Annotated in this window: 16 protein-coding genes; 12 read left to right on the top strand and 4 right to left on the bottom strand. The window is 71.9% G+C overall.

What is annotated here, in order from left to right; translation table 11 throughout:
- Positions 1 to 17: 17 nt before the first annotated feature.
- Positions 18 to 1,844 (top strand): phosphatidylglycerol lysyltransferase domain-containing protein, encoded by a 1,827-nt coding sequence (locus ACFVT1_RS20225; protein ID WP_389797190.1) that lies wholly within the window; start codon positions 18 to 20, stop codon positions 1,842 to 1,844.
- The gene (locus ACFVT1_RS20220; protein WP_389797188.1) at positions 1,841 to 2,575 is read left to right on the top strand and encodes a hypothetical protein; all 735 of its coding nucleotides are present in this window, start codon (positions 1,841 to 1,843) and stop codon (positions 2,573 to 2,575) included. Before ACFVT1_RS20225 ends, ACFVT1_RS20220 begins: the two co-directional genes overlap by 4 nt.
- On the opposite strand, the gene ACFVT1_RS20215 is transcribed toward ACFVT1_RS20220, so the two are convergent.
- A complete protein-coding gene (locus ACFVT1_RS20215) occupies positions 2,518 to 3,279 on the bottom strand; it encodes a hypothetical protein (protein ID WP_389797185.1) in 762 nt (253 codons plus the stop codon). The genes ACFVT1_RS20220 and ACFVT1_RS20215 overlap by 58 nt on opposite strands.
- 88 nt (positions 3,280 to 3,367) lie before the next feature.
- Between ACFVT1_RS20215 and ACFVT1_RS20210 the strand changes: the two genes are divergently transcribed.
- On the top strand, positions 3,368 to 4,147 hold the full coding sequence (locus ACFVT1_RS20210) for an adenosylcobinamide-GDP ribazoletransferase (protein WP_389797183.1): 780 nt from the start codon (positions 3,368 to 3,370) through the stop codon (positions 4,145 to 4,147).
- A gap of 41 nt (positions 4,148 to 4,188) precedes the next feature.
- On the opposite strand, the gene ACFVT1_RS20205 is transcribed toward ACFVT1_RS20210, so the two are convergent.
- Complete coding sequence (locus tag ACFVT1_RS20205) at positions 4,189 to 5,019, bottom strand: endo alpha-1,4 polygalactosaminidase (protein ID WP_389797180.1); 831 nt, start codon at positions 5,017 to 5,019, stop codon at positions 4,189 to 4,191.
- A 259-nt stretch (positions 5,020 to 5,278) separates the two neighbouring features.
- Between ACFVT1_RS20205 and ACFVT1_RS20200 the strand changes: the two genes are divergently transcribed.
- From ACFVT1_RS20200 to ACFVT1_RS20170, 7 genes are all read left to right on the top strand, one after another.
- Entirely contained in the window at positions 5,279 to 6,835 is a 1,557-nt protein-coding gene (locus ACFVT1_RS20200) for a leucyl aminopeptidase (protein ID WP_389797178.1), read from the top strand.
- A gap of 326 nt (positions 6,836 to 7,161) precedes the next feature.
- A complete protein-coding gene (lpdA, locus tag ACFVT1_RS20195; RefSeq protein WP_389797176.1) occupies positions 7,162 to 8,550 on the top strand; it encodes a dihydrolipoyl dehydrogenase in 1,389 nt (462 codons plus the stop codon).
- Positions 8,551 to 8,610: 60 nt separating this feature from the next.
- Entirely contained in the window at positions 8,611 to 10,422 is a 1,812-nt protein-coding gene (sucB, locus tag ACFVT1_RS20190) for a 2-oxoglutarate dehydrogenase, E2 component, dihydrolipoamide succinyltransferase (protein ID WP_389797173.1), read from the top strand.
- A gap of 147 nt (positions 10,423 to 10,569) precedes the next feature.
- Complete coding sequence (locus ACFVT1_RS20185) at positions 10,570 to 11,193, top strand: GntR family transcriptional regulator (protein ID WP_389797170.1); 624 nt, start codon at positions 10,570 to 10,572, stop codon at positions 11,191 to 11,193.
- Between the two features lie 298 nt (positions 11,194 to 11,491).
- Positions 11,492 to 14,161: a pyruvate dehydrogenase (acetyl-transferring), homodimeric type gene (gene aceE, locus ACFVT1_RS20180; RefSeq protein ID WP_389797168.1), complete on the top strand. Its 2,670-nt coding sequence runs from the start codon at positions 11,492 to 11,494 to the stop codon at positions 14,159 to 14,161.
- 140 nt (positions 14,162 to 14,301) lie between these two features.
- Entirely contained in the window at positions 14,302 to 15,273 is a 972-nt protein-coding gene (locus ACFVT1_RS20175) for a helix-turn-helix transcriptional regulator (RefSeq protein ID WP_389797167.1), read from the top strand.
- Positions 15,274 to 15,334: 61 nt separating this feature from the next.
- Positions 15,335 to 15,856 carry a DUF4240 domain-containing protein gene (locus ACFVT1_RS20170; protein WP_389797737.1) on the top strand — a complete coding sequence of 174 codons (522 nt, stop codon included), beginning with the start codon at positions 15,335 to 15,337 and terminating at the stop codon, positions 15,854 to 15,856.
- 124 nt (positions 15,857 to 15,980) lie between these two features.
- On the opposite strand, the gene ACFVT1_RS20165 is transcribed toward ACFVT1_RS20170, so the two are convergent.
- Positions 15,981 to 16,751, bottom strand: coding sequence for an SDR family NAD(P)-dependent oxidoreductase (locus ACFVT1_RS20165; RefSeq protein ID WP_389797164.1), 771 nt, complete (start codon positions 16,749 to 16,751; stop codon positions 15,981 to 15,983).
- 155 nt (positions 16,752 to 16,906) lie between these two features.
- On the opposite strand from ACFVT1_RS20165, the gene ACFVT1_RS20160 reads away from it, so the two are divergent.
- Positions 16,907 to 17,542: a TetR/AcrR family transcriptional regulator gene (locus ACFVT1_RS20160; RefSeq protein WP_389797162.1), complete on the top strand. Its 636-nt coding sequence runs from the start codon at positions 16,907 to 16,909 to the stop codon at positions 17,540 to 17,542.
- 14 nt (positions 17,543 to 17,556) lie between these two features.
- Here the strand turns inward: ACFVT1_RS20160 and ACFVT1_RS20155 are convergent, their stop codons facing one another.
- A complete protein-coding gene (locus ACFVT1_RS20155; RefSeq protein ID WP_389797159.1) occupies positions 17,557 to 18,084 on the bottom strand; it encodes a GNAT family N-acetyltransferase in 528 nt (175 codons plus the stop codon).
- A 131-nt stretch (positions 18,085 to 18,215) separates the two neighbouring features.
- Here ACFVT1_RS20155 and ACFVT1_RS20150 point away from each other — a divergent pair, with 131 nt between their 5' ends.
- On the top strand, positions 18,216 to 19,115 hold the full coding sequence (locus tag ACFVT1_RS20150) for a TIGR01777 family oxidoreductase (protein ID WP_389797157.1): 900 nt from the start codon (positions 18,216 to 18,218) through the stop codon (positions 19,113 to 19,115).
- Positions 19,116 to 19,151: the final 36 nt, after the last annotated feature.

Here is a 19,151-nt window from a genome sequence, read left to right as displayed (position 1 = left end):
CCATATGATCGCTTTTCATGGGAGAGGTCCGATTGGCCACCGACGAAACCGGGCGGGACAGCACCCGGGCACCGAGCACCGACCGGTCGCGGCGCAGTGCCGCGTTCACCATCTGGTATCTGCGCGTGGTGTCGTTCATCAATTTCCTGAGCGCTGTCTGGGTCAGCTTCGGCAATGATCTGCGCCGCCACAACACCGCGAACTACTTCACCCCGTACCTGCTCACCGCGGGCTTCTCCTCCGGGGTGGTCGCGCTCTTCCTCGCGATCACCATGCGCCGCCGCAAGCGGGCCGCCTGGATCGTGAACATGGTGGTGAGCAGTCTTCTGCTGCTCCTCTTCGCCCTGGCGATCCCGTTCCCGGAGGTCCGGCAGTACCCGCAGAACTGGGTCTCGCTGGCACTGACCGCCGTATTCGTCCTGGCGCTCGCCCTCGGCCGGCGTGAGTTCTACGCGAAGGGCGACCGGTCCAACCCGAAGCTGGCGGCCGCCGTCGCGGCCGGCGGCCTGCTGACCACCTCGCTGATCGCCGCGGGCCTGGTCACCCTCACCAACACCGCGCACGACGGCTTCCGCTCGTCCTTCCTGGACCGCTGGCGCTACGGCGCCCTGCGGCTGGTCTCGATCGCCGCCAACGACGCCGGTTTCCCCGGGATCCGCACGCCCGGCTGGGTCAACGTCACGATCAACATCCTCTCCACCCTGCTGCTGATCGCCGTCGTGTACGCGGCGTTCCGGTCCCGCCGGGCCGTCGACCCGATCACCCCCGAGGACGAGGTACGGCTGCGGGCGCTGCTCGACAAGCACGGCGACCGGGACTCGCTCGGCTACTTCGCGCTGCGCCGGGAGAAGAGCGTCGTCTGGTCACCGACCGGGAAGGCCGCCGTCGCCTACCGGGTGGTCGGCGGGGTCTCGCTCGCCTCCGGTGATCCCATCGGCGACCCGGAGGCCTGGCCGGGGGCGATCGAGCCGTGGCTGGCCGAGGCCCGCGAGCACGGCTGGATCCCGGCGGTGATGGGGGTGAGCGAAGAGGGCGGCACCGTGTACGCGCGGCACGGCCTGGACGCCCTGGAACTGGGCGACGAGGCGATCGTGGAGACCGCCGAGTTCACCCTCGAAGGGCGGGCGATGCGGACCGTGCGCCAGGCGTACAACCGGGTCGGGCGCGCCGGGTACGAGGTGACCGTGCGCCGGCACGCCGACATCCCCGACGACGAGATGGCGGAACTGGTGCGGCGCGCCGACGACTGGCGCGACGGGGCGACCGAGCGCGGCTTCTCCATGGCGCTGGGCCGGCTCGGCGATCCGGCCGACGGGCAGTGCGTGATGCTCGAATGCCGCGACGCACCCACCGGGAAGGACGGCGCGGACGCCGAAGAGGGCGGCGCGCCCGGCGAGTTGCGCGCCGTGCTGAGCTTTGTGCCGTGGGGGCCGCACGGCCTCTCGCTGGACCTGATGCGCCGCGACCGGGACTCCGAGAACGGCCTGATGGAGTTCATGGTCATCGAACTCCTGCAGCGCGCCGAAGAGATCGGGATCACCCAGGTCTCACTGAACTTCGCGATGTTCCGGTCCGTCTTCGAGCGGGGTTCACGACTCGGCGCCGGACCGGTGCTGAGGCTGTGGCGCTCCATGCTCAGCTTCTTCTCGCGCTGGTGGCAGATCGAGTCGCTCTACCGCGCGAACGCCAAGTACCGACCGATCTGGGAGCCGCGCTTCATGCTCTTCGAGAAGAGCTCCGACCTCCTGCGCATCGGCCTCGCCGCGGGCCGTGCCGAAGGGTTCCTGGAGGCGCCCGGTCTGCCCAAGTGGCTGCACCGCTCGCACCTCGGGGCCGGTGGATGAGACCCGTACGGGCGCTGCGCGGGGCAGCCCGTCACGAATGGGGTCCGCTCGTCGTCACCGTACGCGCGGGGCTCACCGCCGTCCGGCTGCGGGCGGTCCCGATGACGCTCGCAGCGGTCTGCCTGACGGCACTGCTGCACGCCGTGCAGAACCAGGCGTGGGGCTTCGGCGCGGTGCGCGAACTCGGGGCCGTACGGGCCGAGGACCCGCTGTGGCAGGCCCTGCTGCGTACCCCGCTGTCGCTGTTCGTCCCGGCGCTGGACCTGCCGGTGTGGGGCGCGCTGGGGCAGATCCTGATGGTGTTCGGGACCGCCGAGATCTGCCTGGGCCGGTGGCGCACGCTCATGATCGCGTACACCGCGACGCTGGCCGGGACGCTGTACGCGCGGATCGGCGTCGCGCTCGGCCCGGACGGGCTGTTCGGGCTGCCCGCCACCGACGCCCGGATCGTGGACACCGGCCCGTCGGCGGCGGTGGTCGGTCTCGCCGTCTACGTGTGCTGCCTCTACCGCGCCTGGTTCACCGGGGCGCTGGTGATCGCGGCGATGGCCGTCGAGATGGTCCTCAAGAACAATCTGGCCGGCAAGGAGCATCTGGCGGCGATCGTCGCGGTGCTCGCGCTGTGCGCCGTCACGGTGAGCCGGCACCGGCGCCGGGATCTGCGCCGCCGGGATCAGGGTTTGCGTCCGGAGACCGGAGCCCGGTCCGGCGCCCCGCCGATCAGGTCCTGAAATCTGCGGCGCGGGCCCATCCAGCGCACATCGTGGTGGTAGGCCCGCAGCACCGCCCGCGCACGGGCGCGATGGCGGTTGCGGTAGAAGCGCCTCGCCCACATCGAGGTCGGCCGGGCCAGCCGGATCGCCCCGATCAGGGCGACGAACGGGACGAGGGTGCCGACCACCGCGAGCCGCGCCTTGCCCTTGAACAGGGAGATCAGCACGAAGCAGAAGTTGACGACCAGGGTCAGGACGACCCCGAGCCTGCCCTGCTGCTCGTCACTGCTCAGTTCGTTCACGCCGAGCGGTGAGAATCCGGCCAGGACCAGCAGCACCAGCGCCGCGGTGAGGACCACGACCTCCACGCTCTGGCGGCCCTCCTCGGTCCAGTACACGTCGTCGAGGTGGAGGATCAGGGCGAACTCGTCCAGCACCAGCCCCGCGCCCATACCGAAGATCACCGCACAGACCCCCGCGGTCACCCCGTGGCGACTGCTGGCGACCGCCCCGAAGCCGCCGACGACGCTCAGCACCACACCGGGCACCACGTGGTGGACATGGACTCCGCCGGGCGTGATGTTGCGGAACGGCCCCTTCCCCGCCCTGATCATCCGGGTGATGAACCGGGTGACGGCGAAGGTGAGCACGAAGGCGGCCAGGGCGAGGAGCAGCGGCAGCTTCCCCGGCTCGACGATGTTCTGATCGAACCAGTGACCCATGCCACCCACTCCCGATAGGACACTTTTGCCATGGTCTGTCGTGTTACGACCAATCTATCGGTCCGTCACAGCGATTAGCCTGCGCGCCGTGACCTCCCTGAACAGCCACGGCCTGCGCTTCGCCTTCGGCACCCTGACCGTGCTTCCCGTCCGCGTCACCCGCTGGGACCGCGGTACCGCCCGTACCGGGATGATGTGCGCGCCGCTCGCCGGTCTCGTCGTGGGGATCCTCGCCGCGGTGCCGGGCGTCCTGTCACTGCTGCTCGGCTCCGGTCCGCTGCTCGCCGCGGTCGCCTCCGCGGCCGTGCCCGCGGTGCTGACCAGAGGGCTGCACCTGGACGGTCTCGCGGACACCGCCGACGGCCTGGGCAGCGGCAGACCCGCCGACGACGCCCTGCGGATCATGAAGCAGTCGGACATCGGGCCGTTCGGCGTGATCACCCTGCTGTTCGTTCTGCTGGCCCAGGTCGCGGTCCTGGACCAGTTGTACGGGCAGAGCTGGGCGCGCGGCGCGGTGGCGGCGGCCGTCGCCGCGGTCACCGCCCGGCTGGCGCTCACACTGGCCTCCCGTCAGGGCGTACCGGCGGCCCGTCCGGAAGGGCTGGGCGCGGCGGTGGCCGGGACGGTCACGGTGCGGGCCGCGGTGGCGGTCGGGGCCGTCGCGGTCGCGGCCTGCGCGGGTGCCGGGGCGCTCTTCGGCGGGTACGGGGCGCTGCACCACGCCCTCGCCGCCCTGGCCGCGCTCGGCGCCGCCCAACTCCTGCTGCGGCACTGCGTACGGCGCTTCGGCGGGGTGACCGGCGATGTCTTCGGCGCGCTGGCGGAGACGGCGGCGACGGCGGCCCTGGTGGTGCTGGCGCTCGGTTAGAACCTGCCCGGTCGGCCGTACGGTTCCAGAGCCGTACGGCTCTAGGTGCGCGCCCCGGGGCACGCCTGGCGCCACACACCCAGTTCGTACTTCTTCCGCAGCGAACTGAGCCCCAGCCGCTGCGACGCGGCGCAGAACCGGGCGACCGGCAGTTCGTACTCCACGTGGAAGACGGCCTTGCCCGCCTTCACGAACGGCGTGAGGGCCTCGCACTCCTGGTACTGCGCGCACTGCTCGTTGACCGCGAAGTCGAAGTCCGGCACCAGTTCCGGGATCTGGTCGAGGTCGTTCTTCAGGCCGACGGCGAGTCCGTGGCGGTGGGCGATGCGGGCGATGAGCCGGTTGTAGCGCACCTGGTCGGCGGCGGTCAGCGGGAAGCCCGTGCGGTTGCGGTAGCCGTCCATGTTGTCGGGTTCCACCGCGTCGAAACCCTTCTTCGCGCACATCGCGATCCGCGCCTCCATCAGCGGCTCCAGGACGTCCGTGCGGCGGATGTCGAGCCACCGCTCCCCCTCCCAGCCGTTGCCCTTCCCCCGCACCGAGGCGGGGAACTCGCCCGCGTCCGGGCGGAAGTCCTCCCAGGCGCCGGTGGAGAGGTAACAGATCACCTTGCGGCCCCGGCGGTGCAGATCGGCGACGGCCGAGGCCTCGTGCTCGAAGCCGTCGATGTCGTAGACGGGGACGTCCACCGTGGGGTCGAGCCGGCCGGAGAGCTGCCACTGCCAGCCGATTCCCGGCTCCGGCCGCCAGTGGCCCCGCGGGACCTGTTCCGGCGCCGAGGTGCAGCCGGTCAGCAGGGCCAGCAGCATCAGTACGGTGACCGGCAGCACCGCTCCCGGTCGCGCCGGGCGCGCAGCCCCACGGACGTGCATGGTTCTCCCCCTGTAGGTCCGCCACCGGCAACGACCCTACTTCCACGGTCCGTTCCCGTCGCACGGGCCCGGCTCCCGCCGCCCGGAACCGCGGCCGGGACACCACAACAGGCCATCGACGGCCCGCCGCCGTGATCCCGCAGCAATGGCGCGCGTAGGCTCATTCCCGGCACATTGCGGCGGCGTCTACGATGCGCCGGGCACGGTCGGCCCACCCCTCGACCGACAACGAACTCAACGGAAGCGAGATTTCACCACCGTGACTGCTCTCACTCTCAGCACTGCCGGTGCGGCGACGCTGCGCGCCGACGCACTCGTCGTCGGCGTCGCCAAGGGCGCTGGATCCAAGTCTGGGGACCTGGTCCTCGCACCGGGCGCCGAGGCCGTGGACAAGGCGTTCGACGGAAAGCTCGCCACCGTCCTGGAGGCCCTGGGCGCCGCAGGTGCCGAGGGCGAGGTGACCAAGCTCCCCGCGCCCGACGGCCTCAAGGTCCCGGTCGTCATCGCGGTCGGCCTCGGCCCCGTCCCAGGGAAGGACGCGGAGTACGACGCCGAGGCGCTGCGCCGGGCCGCGGGCGCGGCCGCCCGCGCCCTCACCGGTGCGAAGAAGGCTGGCTTCGCGCTGCCCATCGCCTCCGCCGAGGACGCCGGGGCGGTCTCCGAGGGCGCGCTCCTCGGCGCGTACGCCTTCACCGCGTACCAGGGCGGCGAGGACAAGCTGGCCCCCAAGGGCAAGAAGAACGGCAACGGCCCGAAGGGGCCGCTCGGCGAGGTCGCCCTGCTCGGCGCCAAGCCGCGCGACAAGGCGTTCAAGGCGGCCGCCGACCGCGCCCTCGCGGTCGTCGAGGAGATCAACCGCGCCCGCGACCTGATCAACACCCCGCCGAACGACCTGTACCCGGAGTCCTTCGCCGCCGTGGCCACCGCCGCGGGCAAGGAGCACGGCATCAAGGTGCAGGTCCTCGACGAGAAGGCGCTCGTCAAGGGCGGCTTCGGCGGCCTGCTGGGCGTCGGTCAGGGCTCGACCCACGGCCCGCGCCTGGTCAGGCTCGCCTACACGCACCCGAAGGCGGAGAAGACCCTGGCCCTGGTCGGCAAGGGCATCACCTACGACTCGGGCGGCATCTCGCTGAAGCCGGCCGGCCACAACGAGACGATGAAGTGCGACATGAGCGGCGCCGCCGCCGTGTTCGCGAGCGTCGTCGCGGCCGCCCGTCTGGGCCTCCGGGTCAATGTCACCGGCTGGCTGGCGCTCGCCGAGAACATGCCGTCGGGCAACGCCACCCGCCCCGGTGACGTGCTGCGCATGTACAGCGGCAAGACCGTCGAGGTCCTCAACACGGACGCCGAGGGCCGGCTCGTCCTCGCCGACGCGCTGACCCGCGCCTCCGAGGAGAACCCGGACGCGATCGTCGACGTGGCGACCCTGACCGGCGCGATGGTGCTGGCGCTGGGCAACCGCACCTTCGGCATCATGGCGAACGACGACGCCTTCCGGACCTCCATCCACGAGATCGCCGAGGAGGTCGGCGAGGCCTCCTGGCCGATGCCGCTCCCCGCCGACCTGCGCAAGGGCATGGACTCCCCGACCGCCGACATCGCCAACATGGGCGAGCGGATGGGCGGCGGCCTGGTGGCCGGTCTGTTCCTGCAGGAGTTCGTGGGCGAGGGCATCGCCTGGGCGCACCTGGACATCGCGGGCCCGGCCTTCCACGAGGGCGCGCCGTACGGCTACACGCCGAAGGGCGGCACCGGTTCCGCGGTCCGCACGCTGGTGAAGCTGGCCGAGCGCACCGCGGCCGGAGACCTCGGCTGAGGTCACGGCTGACCTGCGGCCCCGGGCATACGTCCGGGGCCGCAGGTGTTCTCCTCCTGGCATCGCGGCACGGAACCGGCCGGTTTCGCTCTCAACGAAATCCGTACGTCTCTACGCAGCGGTAACCACGTGAGACGGCTGATCATCCGTCTCAGACCCGGGCCCCGCGTCCCGCCCACCGTCAACAAGTGCGAAGATGGGTTCTCGGCAGGACAGGGCCCCCACCACAGGGCCGAATAACAAAAGCGGCCGAACACCAGCCGACCGGCCGGTCATCCCCCAGCGACGGGGCCCGGCGTACGGCGCACATGCATGGAGGACGTGACGTGGCGAACGACGCCAGCACCGTTTTCGACCTAGTGATCCTCGGCGGTGGTAGCGGCGGTTACGCCGCGGCCCTGCGCGGAGCGCAGCTGGGCCTGGACGTCGCTCTGATCGAGAAGGGCAAGGTCGGCGGCACCTGCCTGCACAACGGCTGCATCCCCACGAAGGCCCTGCTGCACGCCGGCGAGATCGCCGACCAGGCGCGCGAGGCCGACCAGTTCGGTGTCAAGGCCACCTTCGAGGGCATCGACATCGAGGCCGTCCACAAGTACAAGGACGACGTGATCTCGGGCCTGTACAAGGGTCTGCAGGGTCTCATCGCCTCGCGCAAGGTCACCTACATCGAGGGTGAGGGACGGCTCTCCTCCCCCACCTCGGTGGATGTGAACGGCCGGCGCGTCCAGGGCCGCCACGTGCTGCTCGCGACCGGCTCCGTGCCGAAGTCGCTGCCGGGCCTGGAGATCGACGGCAACCGCATCATCTCCTCGGACCACGCGCTGAAGCTCGACCGCGTCCCGAAGTCCGCGATCGTGCTGGGCGGCGGCGTCATCGGCGTCGAGTTCGCCTCGGCGTGGACCTCCTTCGGCACCGACGTCACGATCATCGAGGGCCTGAAGCACCTGGTCCCGGTCGAGGACGAGAACAGCTCGAAGCTTCTTGAGCGCGCCTTCCGCAAGCGCGGCATCAAGTTCAACCTCGGTACGTTCTTCCAGAGCGCCGAGTACACGCAGGACGGTGTCCGCGTGACCCTCGCCGACGGCAAGACCTTCGAGGCGGAGGTGCTGCTGGTCGCCATCGGCCGCGGCCCGGTCTCGCAGGGCCTGGGCTACGAGGAGGCCGGCGTCGCGACGGACCGCGGCTACGTCCTGGTCGACGAGTACATGCAGACCAATGTGCCCACCATCTCGGCCGTGGGCGACCTGGTCCCGACGCTCCAGCTCGCGCACGTCGGCTTCGCCGAGGGCATCCTGGTGGCGGAGCGGCTGGCCGGTCTGAAGACCGTTCCGATCGATTACGACGGTGTCCCGCGGGTGACGTACTGCCACCCCGAGGTCGCCTCCGTGGGCATCACCGAGGCCAAGGCCAAGGAGCTCTACGGCGCGGACAAGGTCGTCGCTCTGAAGTACAACCTCGCGGGCAACGGCAAGAGCAAGATCCTCAAGACCGCGGGCGAGATCAAGCTCGTCCAGGTCAAGGACGGTGCCGTGGTCGGCGTCCACATGGTCGGTGACCGTATGGGCGAGCAGGTCGGCGAAGCCCAGCTGATCTACAACTGGGAAGCGCTGCCCGCCGAGGTCGCGCAGCTGATCCACGCACACCCGACGCAGAACGAGGCGATGGGCGAGGCCCACCTGGCCCTGGCCGGCAAGCCCCTGCACTCCCACGACTGATCAGTCGACCGGGCGCGACGACCGACCACTTCCGCACTTTCGTAAGGAGCAACTGAAACCATGTCGGTTTCCGTAACCCTTCCGGCGCTCGGCGAGAGCGTCACCGAGGGCACTGTCACCCGCTGGCTGAAGGCCGAGGGCGAGCGCGTCGAGGCCGACGAGCCGTTGCTCGAGGTCTCGACCGACAAGGTCGACACCGAGATCCCGGCCCCCGCGGCCGGCATCCTCGCCGCGATCAAGGTCGCCGAGGACGAGACCGTCGAGGTCGGCGCCGAGCTGGCCGTCATCGACGACGGCACGGGTGCGGCCCCTGCCGCCGCGGCCCCGGCCGCCGAGCCGGTGGCCGCACCGGCACCGGCGCCGGTCGCCGAGGCCCCCGCCGCCGCTGCCCCGACCCCGGCCCCGGTGGCCGAGGTTCCGGCCGCCGCTCCGGCCGGTGGCGCGGCCGGTACCGACGTCACCCTCCCGGCGCTCGGCGAGAGCGTCACCGAGGGCACCGTCACCCGCTGGCTGAAGGAGGTCGGCGAGGAGGTCACGGAGGACGAGCCCCTCCTGGAGGTCTCCACGGACAAGGTCGACACCGAGATCCCGGCCCCGGTTTCCGGTGTGCTGCTGGAGATCGTCGTCGCCGAGGACGAGACCGCCGAGGTCGGCGCCAAGCTCGCCGTCATCGGTGCCCCGGGTGCCGCTCCGGCCGCTGCCCCGGCTCCGGCCGCTCCGGCGCCCGCCGCCGCTCCGGCACCGGCTCCGGCCGCCCCCGCGCCGGCCGCCCCCGCACCGGCTCCGGCACCGGTGGCACCCGCTGCCCCGGTCGCCGCTCCGGCTCCGGTGGCCCCGGCCGCTCCGGCGCCCGCCGCCGCTCCGGCTCCGGCTCCGGTCGCCGCACCGGCACCCGCCGCCCCCGTTGCTCCGGCCGCCCCGGCCGCGACCTCCGGTGACGACGGCGCGTACGTCACGCCGCTGGTCCGCAAGCTCGCCTCCGAGAGCGGAGTCGACCTGGGCGCGGTCAAGGGCTCCGGCGTCGGTGGCCGTATCCGCAAGCAGGACGTCGTCGCCGCCGCGGAGGCCGCCAGGGCCGCCGCGGCCCCGGCTCCGGTGGCCGCCGCTGCTCCCGCGGCCTCGAAGGCGCCGAAGCTGGAGGCGTCCCCGCTGCGCGGTCAGACGGTCAAGATGACCCGCATGCGCAAGGTCATCGGCGAGAACATGATGAAGGCGCTGCACTCGCAGGCCCAGCTGACCACGGTCGTCGAGGTCGACGTCACCAAGCTGATGAAGCTGCGCAACCAGGCGAAGAACGCGTTCGCCGCCCGCGAGGGCGTCAAGCTGTCCCCGATGCCGTTCTACGTCAAGGCGGCGGCCCAGGCGCTGAAGGCCCACCCGGTCGTCAACGCCCGGATCAACGAGGACGAGGGCACCATCACGTACTTCGACTCGGAGAACATCGGCATCGCCGTGGACGCCGAGAAGGGTCTGATGACCCCGGTCATCAAGGGTGCGGGCGACCTGAACATCGCCGGCATCTCGAAGAAGACCGCCGAGCTGGCCGGCAAGGCCCGCGGTGGCGGCCTGACGCCGGACGACATGTCCGGTGCCACCTTCACCATCAGCAACACCGGCTCTCGCGGTGCGCTGTTCGACACCGTCATCGTGCCCCCGAACCAGGCAGCCATCCTGGGCATCGGTGCCACGGTCCGCCGCCCGGTGGTCATCGACCACCCGGACCTCGGCGAGACGATCGCGGTGCGCGACATGACGTACCTCTCGCTCTCCTACGACCACCGTCTGGTGGACGGCGCGGACGCCGCCCGCTACCTGACCGCGGTCAAGGCGATCCTGGAGGCCGGTGAGTTCGAGGTCGAGCTCGGCCTCTGAGCACCACGGTTGTAACCAGCCTCACCAGCGGCGCCCCCGTCCGGATCCTTTCCGGACGGGGGCGCCGCCGTATTGTCTAGACACCACCGGTCGCCCCGGCAGCCGTGATGGTGCGGACAGCACCGGTTTGCCCCGAAGGAGCCCCTCATGACCCCGCCCGTCGTCCACTCGCTGCGCGAACAGATCCGCGAGCACATCGTGGACGGGATCGTCAGCGGGCGCTGGAAGCCGGGCGAACGAATCGTGGAGCGCCGGATTGCCACCGAGCTGGAGGTCAGCCAGACGCCCGTGCGCGAGGCGCTGCGGGAGCTGGAGACGCTGCGGCTGATCGAGTCGGCGCCCAACAAGGGCGTACGGGTCCGCAATCTCACCGCGGCCGATCTGGAGGAGAGCTATCCGGTACGGGCCGGTCTGGAGCAGATCGCCGCGGAACTGGCGGCTCCGGCGCTCGGCGAGGACTGCTCGCGCCTCGCGCCGCACGTGGCGGCGCTCTACCAGGCGGACCGGCTGGCCGACGGCGAGGCGCAGGTGCGGCACACCGTCGCGTTCCACCGCGAGATGGTGCGCGCCGCCGGGAACGCCGTGCTGCTGCACACCTGGGAGGGGCTGGGCATCGAGGTGTTCACCGCCCTGTCGATCCGCTGGCTGGGCACGGTGCAGAAGTCGTACGCGGAGGAGCACGAGGCGCTCATCGAGGCGTTCCTGCGGAAGGACCCGGACATCGGGGTGCTGGTCAAGGCCCATGTGCTCGGCTGCGCGCCGCGCGCCTGAGGAAGGTACGCGCCACAGACCGAGGGACGTGCGTTTCCCGAGACGCGTACACATCTGTCGTCGAGGGCGCTCGTCTGTGCAGGTGGGCGCCCCTTTTGTGTACTAAATCCCGTCACTCCGTGCCCGGTTCCGCGGCACCGAATGCCACTTTCTTCACATCGAGAAGTTTTGCCATTCATCCTTTGATCGATCATCGATCGGCGACTTAGAGTTCACTTCGCGGGCCCACCGGCCCCATCGCCCTGTCCTGCCAGCCAGGGCCTTTCTCCACCCCCCTCCACTCCGGAAGGCGGCGATCATGACCGACCCCGTAGGAAAGCTTCCGAGCGAGCTCGATCAGCTCCCGGACCGTGACCCCGAGGAGACCGCCGAATGGGCGGCCTCCCTGGATGCCGTCACCAAGGCCGCGGGCCCGCACCGCGCCGCGTACCTGATGCGCCGCTCGCTCCAGCACGCCGAGGGCGCCGGTCTCGCGCTGCCCAAGCTGCTGGAGACCGATTACGTCAACTCCATCCCGACCGCCGCCGAGCCCGCGTTCGACGGCGACCTGGAGATGGAGTCCCGGATCACCGCCTGGAACCGCTGGAACGCGGCCGCGATGGTCACCCGGGGCTCCCGGCTCGGCGTCGGCGGCCACATCGCCACCTTCGCCTCGGCGGCCTGGCTGTACGAGACCGGCTTCAACCACTTCTTCCGCGGCAAGGAGGGGGACGGCTCCGGCGACCAGCTCTACATCCAGGGCCACGCCTCCCCCGGCATCTACGCCCGCGCCTTCCTCGACGGCCGGCTCGGCGAGCAGCAGCTCGACAACTTCCGCCAGGAGGCGGGCGGCGACGGCCTGCCGTCCTACCCGCACCCGCGGCGGCTGCCGTGGCTGTGGGAGTTCCCCACCGTGTCGATGGGCCTCGGCCCGCTCTCGGCGATCTACCAGGCGCGCTTCAACCGCTACCTGGCCAACCGCAACATCAAGGACACGTCGAACTCGCACGTCTGGGCCTTCCTCGGCGACGGCGAGATGGACGAGCCCGAGTCGACCGCGGCCCTCGCCCTCGCGGCGCGTGAGCGGCTCGACAACCTGACCTTCGTCATCAACTGCAACCTGCAGCGCCTCGACGGCCCGGTCCGCGCCAACTTCCGCGTGGTCCAGGAGCTGGAGGGCGCGTTCCGCGGCGCCGGCTGGAACGTCGTCAAGACGCTCTGGGGCAACGCCTGGGACGAGCTGTTCCAGCTGGACACCACCGGGGCGCTGGTCCGCCGGCTCCGGGCGGTCCCGGACGCGCAGTTCCAGACGTACGCCACCCGCGACGTCGCGTACATACGCGAGCACTTCTTCGGCGCCGAGCCCGCGCTCGCCGAGCTGGCGAAGCTGCTCACCGACGCGAAGATCGCCGAGTGCTTCCACACCTCGCGCGGCGGCCACGAGGCCCGCAAGGTGTACGCGGCATACAAGGCGGCCGTCGAGCACAAGGGCGCGCCGACCGTGATCCTGGCCCAGACGGTGAAGGGCTACACGCTCGGCCCCGGCTTCGAGTCGCGCAACGCCAACCACCAGATGAAGAAGCTCTCCGGCAAGGAGTTCCGCGCCATGCGGGACCTGCTGGAGCTGCCGATCCCGGACTCGAAACTCGACGAGGGCCTGGTGCCGTACGGCCACCCGGGCGCCGACTCCCCCGAGGTCCGCTACCTCCAGGAGCGCCGTGCCGCCCTCGGCGGTCCCGCCCCGGCCCGCCGGGTGCACGCGGTGGCGCTGCCCGAGCCCGACGAGCGTGCGTTCGCCGCGCTGAAGAAGGGCTCCGGCAAGCAGGAGCTGGCCACCACGATGGCGTTCGTACGCCTGGCCAAGGACCTGATGCGGGACAAGGAGACCGGCAGGCGCTGGGTTCCGATCGTCCCCGACGAGGCGCGCACCTTCGGTATGGAGGCGCTGTTCCCGTCGGCCGGCATCTACTCGCCGCTGGGGCAGACGTACGACCCGGTCGACCGCGACCAGCTGATGTACTACAAGGAAGCCAAGGACGGCCAGGTCCTCAACGAGGGCATCACCGAGGCCGGCGCGATGGCCGACTTCATCGCCGCGTCCACGTCGTACGCGACGCACGGCGAGCCGATGATCCCCTTCTACATCTTCTACTCGATGTTCGGCTGGCAGCGTACGGGCGACCAGTTCTGGCAGCTCGGCGACCAGCTCGGCCGCGGCTTCGTGGTCGGTGCCACGGCGGGCCGTACGACACTGACGGGCGAGGGCCTCCAGCACGCGGACGGCCACTCGCACCTGATCGCGTCCACGAACCCGGCCGCGCTCAACTACGACCCGGCGTTCGCGTACGAGATCGCGGTGATCGTCAAGGACGGTCTGCGCCGGATGTACGGCCCCGAGGCCGAGAACGTCTTCTACTACCTGACGGTCTACAACGAGCCGAAGCCGCAGCCCGCGATGCCGGAAGGCGTCGAGGAGGGCATCGTCAAGGGCCTCTACCGCTTCAAGGAGGGCACGCCCGCGACGGCGGACGCCCCGCGCGTCCAGCTGCTGGCCTCCGGTACGGCGATCCACTGGGCCCTGGAGGCGCAGGAGCTGCTGGCCGCGGACTGGGGCATCACGGCCGACGTCTGGTCCGCCACCTCGTGGGGCGAGCTGCGCCGCGAGGCGCTGGAGTGCGACGAGGCGCTGCTCCGCGGTGAGCAGCGGGTGCCGTACGTGACCCAGGCGCTGGAGGGTGCGCCGGGCCCGGTCCTCGCGGTCAGCGACTGGATGCGGCAGGTCCCGGACCAGATCAGCCAGTGGGTGGAGCAGGACTGGTCCTCGCTCGGCACGGACGGTTTCGGTCTCTCCGACACCCGTGACGCGGCCCGCCGCCACTTCGGCGTCGACGCCCAGTCGATCACGGTCGCGGCCCTGGCCCAGCTGGCCCGCCGCGGCGAGGTGACCGCGTCCGCGGTCAAGGACGCCCGGGAGCGGTACGGGCTGTGACGTGAGGCGGCGGCCGGGTGCGCCCGGCCGCCGATCCGCCCGCGGCGGGCCCGGGGACCGGACCCGTCCGGTCCCCGAGGGCGTCCTCCAGGCCGCCCCGCGAGGGAGGGCAGCACGTGCCTCCCGGCCACAATGGCCGTATGCGTGCTGCCCGTCTCATCAAAATGGTGCTGCTCCTGCAGTCCCGCCCCGCCATGACCGCCGCCGAGCTCGCCCAGGAGCTGGAGGTGTCCGAGCGGACCGTCACCCGGGACGCCCAGGCGCTCTCCGAGGCGGGTGTCCCGGTGTACGCGGACCGGGGCCGGGCCGGGGGCTACCGGCTGGTCGGCGGGTATCGCACGCGCCTCACCGGACTCGCCCGCAACGAGGCCGAGGCGCTCTTCCTCTCCGGGCTGCCGTCCGCCCTGCGCGAGATGGGTCTGGAGGACGCCGCGTCCGCGGCCCGGCTCAAGGTGTCGGCGGCGCTGCTCCCCTCCCTGCGGGACGCCTCGGCCAGTGCCGCCCAGCGCTTCCATCTGGACGCTCCCGGCTGGTATCAGGAACCGGTCGCCCCGGAGCTGCTGCCCGCCGTCGCGGAGGCGGTCTGGGACGACCGGATCGTCCACGCCCGCTACCGCCGCAACGGCCGGGACGGCGAGGTGGAGCGGGAGCTGGCCCCGTACGGGCTCGTCCTGAAGGCCGGGGTCTGGTATCTCTGCGCCCGTGTGGCGGAGGACTTCCGGGTGTACCGGATCGACCGGTTCTCGGCCGTCGCGGTGTCCCAGGAGCGGTTCGTGCGCGACGAGGCGTTCGACCTGCCGGCGTTCTGGGACGAGCGGGCCGCGCAGTTCGCCCGCTCGCTGCTGCGTACCGAGGTGACGGTACGGGTGTCGGCGGAGGGCGTACGCCGACTGCCGTACGCGATGGACCGTTCGGCGGTCCGCGACGCGCTGGAGGCGGCGGGACCGGCCGATGCGCAGGGGTGGCTCACGGTCACTCTGCCGGTCGAGTCCCTCGATGTCGCGTACAGCCAACTGCTCCTGCTCGGGCCGGAGTCGGAAGTCCTCGAACCGGCCGCGCTGCGGGCCCGTTTCGTCGCGGCCGCCGAACGTCTGCGCGACCTCTATCGCTGAGGGTTCCTTTTCCCCGCGTCCGCGTGCGTCGCCCGCCGCCGGGGCCGATGCTTGTCCCGTGATGGACGAGACGGAGTTCTGGGAGATCGTCGACAGCACCCGCGAGGCCGCCGAGGGCGACCCCGAGGACCAGGCCGACCTGCTCGTCGAGCGGCTGGTGCGACTCGATCCCGAAGCCGTGCTGGATTTCGCCAGGCACTTCGAGGCCCGTTACAACCGTGCGTACCGCTGGGACCTGTGGGGCGCCGCCGCCGTGCTGCTCGGCGGCGCGAGCGACGACGCCTTCGACTTCTTCCGCTGCTGGCTGATCGGGCAGGGCCGGGAGGTCTTCGAGGGCGCACTGCACGATCCGGACAGCCTCGCCGACCTTCTCGGCGACTTCGACGCGGAGGTCGACGGGGAGGCCGAGGATCTCGGCTACGCCGCCGACGAGGCGTACGAGCAGCTCACCGGCGTGGTCGCCCCGGACCTCGGCCTGCCTCCCCAGGCCTCCGAGCCGGCGGGCACCCCTGTCGGCCCTGAGGACGACGGGGCCCTGGCGGAACGCTTCCCCGCGCTCTGGGACCGGTTCGGGACCGGCTGAACCCGCCCGGGGCCCCGCCGTGGCACCGTCCCGCCACCCCGCGGCCCCTCCGCCGTTCCGCGGCCCCTCCGCCACCCCGCGGCCCCTCCGCCCCGTCGTCGCACCGCGAGCGGGTGCCGCCGCCTCAGAAGTGCGTTCCGCCGTCGATCCGGATCTCCGTACCCGTGATGAACGCCCCGTCCTGCGATCCGAGCATCGCGACGACGCCCGCGACCGTGTCCGGGCTGGCGAAGCCCGCCCCGAGCGCCGGGGACAGCTTCGCGAAGAGCGACATGTCGGCATCGGCGGGCAGCCCCGGGCCGTTGCCGCTGGTCATGTCGGAGGAGATCGAGCCGGGCGCGACGGCGACGACCCGCAGCCCCTGCTTGCTGTACTCGCTCGCCAGCGCGTGCGTCATCGACTGGATGCCGCCCTTGCTCGCCGCGTACGCCGCCATGTAGGGGTGCGCGAAGCTCGCCGAGGTGGAGGAGAAGTTCACGACGACCGGCTCGTCACCCGCCAGCAGGGCCGGTATCGCCTCACGGATCATCAGGAACGTGCCCGTCAGGTTGACCGCGAGGATCTTGTTGAAGAACTCCAGCGTCGTCCTGTGCGTGTGTTCGGAGCGCAGGATCCCGGCCGCGTTGACGAGCACGTCGAGCCCGCCGAGGGCGGCCACGGCGGAGGCGACGCCCGCCCGTACCGCGGACTCGTCCGAGATGTCGAGGACGAGGGTGGTGAGGCGGTCGGCGGTGCCGTTCGCCTCGGCCGTCGCGTACGTGGCGTTCAGGCCGGCGTCGTTGACATCGGCCGCGACGACCTGGCCGCCCTCGGCGAGGAGGCGGTGGACGGTGGCCTGTCCGATGCCGGAGCCACCACCGGTGATGAGTGCGCGACGGCCTTCGTAACGGTTCATTTCTGTTCTCTCCCGATCCCGGTGACTGCTGTCCCGAGGCTGTCCGAAGGTGCTCGATACCGCCTCGATCGATGTCCACCGTACGCCCAAGTGGCACATTTTGCCATGACGTCATTCTGTGCACGTCACTCCCCTGCCGGGGTAATCTCCTGGGAATGAGCCCGAAGCCGAGTCAGCCGTCCCTCACCGAACGCCGCAAGGCCGCCACCCAGCTGGACATCGCGCACGCGGCCGCCGCGCTCTTCGCCGAGCGCGGGCCCGACGGCACCACGGCGGAGGACATCGCCCGCCGGGCGGGCGTCGCGCTGCGCACCTTCTACCGGTACTTCCGCTCCAAGCAGGACGCGGTGGGCCCGCTGCTCTCCGGCGGCGCCGAGCGCTGGCGGGCCCTGCTCGAAGCGGCCGAGCCCGGAGAGGCGCTCGCCGTGGTCCTGGAACGGGCGGTCACCGAGGCGCTGAGGATGCCCGACGCGCACGCCGCCGAGCAGCTCGGCTGGACGCGCGGGCTGCTGCGGGCGGCGCGGGAGGATCCGGCGCTGCGTGCCGTCTGGTACCGGGTCAATCAGGATTCGGAGGAACGGCTGCTGCCGGTGCTGACCCGGCTGGCGGGCGAGGGGGCGGATCCGCTGGAGGTCCGGCTCGCCGCGGCCGCCGCCACGGACGCGGTGCGCGTCGCCCTGGAAGCCTGGGCCGAGACGGACGCACCGGCGAGCGGACCGGGCTCACCCGCCGATCTCGCGGTGCGCTGCCTGCACCAACTCATGGGCGGCATGCGGCTGTTCAGGGTCTGAGCGGGAATCGGGGGTTACGGGGCGAGCGAGCGGCCCATCATGACGTCGTCGACGTAGCGCCCGCCGAGGAAGAACTCGCCGGGCAGCACCCCCTCGACGGCGAACCCCTCCGACTCGTAGAGGGCCCGCGCGGGTGCGTTGTGCCCGAGCACCCGGAGCGTCATCCGGTTCGCCCCGTCGCTCCGCGCGGCCGCGACCGCCGCCCGCAGCAGGGTCCTGGCGACACCGCGGCCGCGCGCCCAGTCGGCCACGGCGAGGCCCTGTATCTGCCGGACGTGGGCGTTGCAGGCCAGCGGGGTCGGCGGGACCAGCCTGAGGTACCCGGCCAGGCACACCGCTCCGGCCCCCTTCTCCACCTCGGCCACGAGGATGTCCTCGGGCCTGTGGCGGTCGTCGAAGAACGGCGCGTAGGGCGGCTGCGGCTTCGGCATCACCGCGTGCAGCGTCGACCAGGTGGAACGGTCGAGTTCACCGAGTGCGGCTTCGTCGGCGAGAACCGCGGGGCGGACGGGGCGGGCCGGGCGGGTGGGGATCTCGGGCATGCGCGCCACTGTGCCACGGCTCCCCCGCCCGGTCAGCCCCGTTTCGCCGCCCGGCGCGAATCGCGACGCGCGCGGGGCCGACCGGCCCCGCGGGTGAGGCGCGCCCGGGGCCCCTGCGGCAGGATGGCCCCATGTCGCACTCCCGTATCGCTGTCACCGGAGCATCCGGACTCATCGGAGCGGCGCTGGTGCGCTCGCTGCGGGCCGACGGGCACGAGGTCGTACGCCTGGTGCGGCACCCGGCGCGGGCCGGCGACGAGGTGGAGTGGAATCCCGGGCGCCGGTACGTCGATGTCGCGGGCCTGGTGGGCTGCGACGCCGTCGTCCATCTCGCCGGGGCCGGCGTCGGCGACCACCGCTGGACACCGGCGTACAAGCGGGAGATCCGGGACAGCCGGGTGCTCGGGACGGCGGCGATCGCCGAGGCCGTCGCCTCGTTGGACGTACCGCCGAAGGTGCTGCTGTCCGGGTCGGCCATCGGCTACTACGGCGACACCGGGGACCGCGCGGTCGACGAGAGCGCCCCGGCCGGTGAGGGCTTCCTGCCGTCCGTGTGCGTGGAGTGGGAGGCGGCCACGGCCGCCGCCGAGGAGGCGGGCGTACGGACGGTGCACGCGCGCACCGGCCTGGTGGTCGCGCGGGAGGGCGGGGCCTGGGGCCGGCTCTTCCCGCTGTTCCGCGCGGGGCTCGGCGGGCGACTGGGCAGCGGACGCCAGTACTGGAGCTTCATCGCACTGCACGACGAGGTCGCGGCCCTGCGGCACATCCTCGACACCGAGTCGCTGTCGGGTCCGGTGAACCTGACCGGCCCCGACCCCGTCACCAATGGCGAGGTGACGGCCGCGATGGGACGGGTGCTGCGCCGCCCCACACTCTTCACCGCGCCGGCCCCGGCCCTGCGGATCGCCCTCGGGGACTTCGCCGAGGATGTGCTGGGCAGCCAGCGGGTGCTGCCGGGCCGGCTGCTGGACTCGGGCTTCGTGTTCGCCTTCCCGGGAATCGACGCGGCCATCCGCGCGGCGCTGCGCTGAGCGCACGCGATACGCGCCAGTAGGCGCCGGAGCCCC

Source organism: Streptomyces sp. NPDC057963 (assembly GCF_042887155.1).
Lineage (GTDB): Bacteria > Actinomycetota > Actinomycetes > Streptomycetales > Streptomycetaceae > Streptomyces.
This window is presented reverse-complemented; position numbering and strand designations above follow the sequence as displayed.

What these genes read in the sequence shown, in the direction of transcription:
- ACFVT1_RS20225 (WP_389797190.1), top strand. Translation starts at nt 18, where the DNA reads ATGGGAGAGGTCCGATTGGCCACCGACGAAACCGGGCGGGACAGCACC.
- ACFVT1_RS20205 (WP_389797180.1), bottom strand. Translation starts at nt 5,019, where the DNA reads ATGCACGTCCGTGGGGCTGCGCGCCCGGCGCGACCGGGAGCGGTGCTG.
- ACFVT1_RS20215 (WP_389797185.1), bottom strand. Translation starts at nt 3,279, where the DNA reads ATGGGTCACTGGTTCGATCAGAACATCGTCGAGCCGGGGAAGCTGCCG.
- ACFVT1_RS20220 (WP_389797188.1), top strand. Translation starts at nt 1,841, where the DNA reads ATGAGACCCGTACGGGCGCTGCGCGGGGCAGCCCGTCACGAATGGGGT.
- ACFVT1_RS20150 (WP_389797157.1), top strand. Translation starts at nt 18,216, where the DNA reads ATGTCGCACTCCCGTATCGCTGTCACCGGAGCATCCGGACTCATCGGA.
- sucB (WP_389797173.1), top strand. Translation starts at nt 8,611, where the DNA reads ATGTCGGTTTCCGTAACCCTTCCGGCGCTCGGCGAGAGCGTCACCGAG.
- ACFVT1_RS20165 (WP_389797164.1), bottom strand. Translation starts at nt 16,751, where the DNA reads ATGAACCGTTACGAAGGCCGTCGCGCACTCATCACCGGTGGTGGCTCC.
- aceE (WP_389797168.1), top strand. Translation starts at nt 11,492, where the DNA reads ATGACCGACCCCGTAGGAAAGCTTCCGAGCGAGCTCGATCAGCTCCCG.
- ACFVT1_RS20170 (WP_389797737.1), top strand. Translation starts at nt 15,335, where the DNA reads ATGGACGAGACGGAGTTCTGGGAGATCGTCGACAGCACCCGCGAGGCC.
- ACFVT1_RS20185 (WP_389797170.1), top strand. Translation starts at nt 10,570, where the DNA reads ATGACCCCGCCCGTCGTCCACTCGCTGCGCGAACAGATCCGCGAGCAC.
- ACFVT1_RS20175 (WP_389797167.1), top strand. Translation starts at nt 14,302, where the DNA reads ATGCGTGCTGCCCGTCTCATCAAAATGGTGCTGCTCCTGCAGTCCCGC.
- ACFVT1_RS20155 (WP_389797159.1), bottom strand. Translation starts at nt 18,084, where the DNA reads ATGCCCGAGATCCCCACCCGCCCGGCCCGCCCCGTCCGCCCCGCGGTT.
- ACFVT1_RS20160 (WP_389797162.1), top strand. Translation starts at nt 16,907, where the DNA reads ATGAGCCCGAAGCCGAGTCAGCCGTCCCTCACCGAACGCCGCAAGGCC.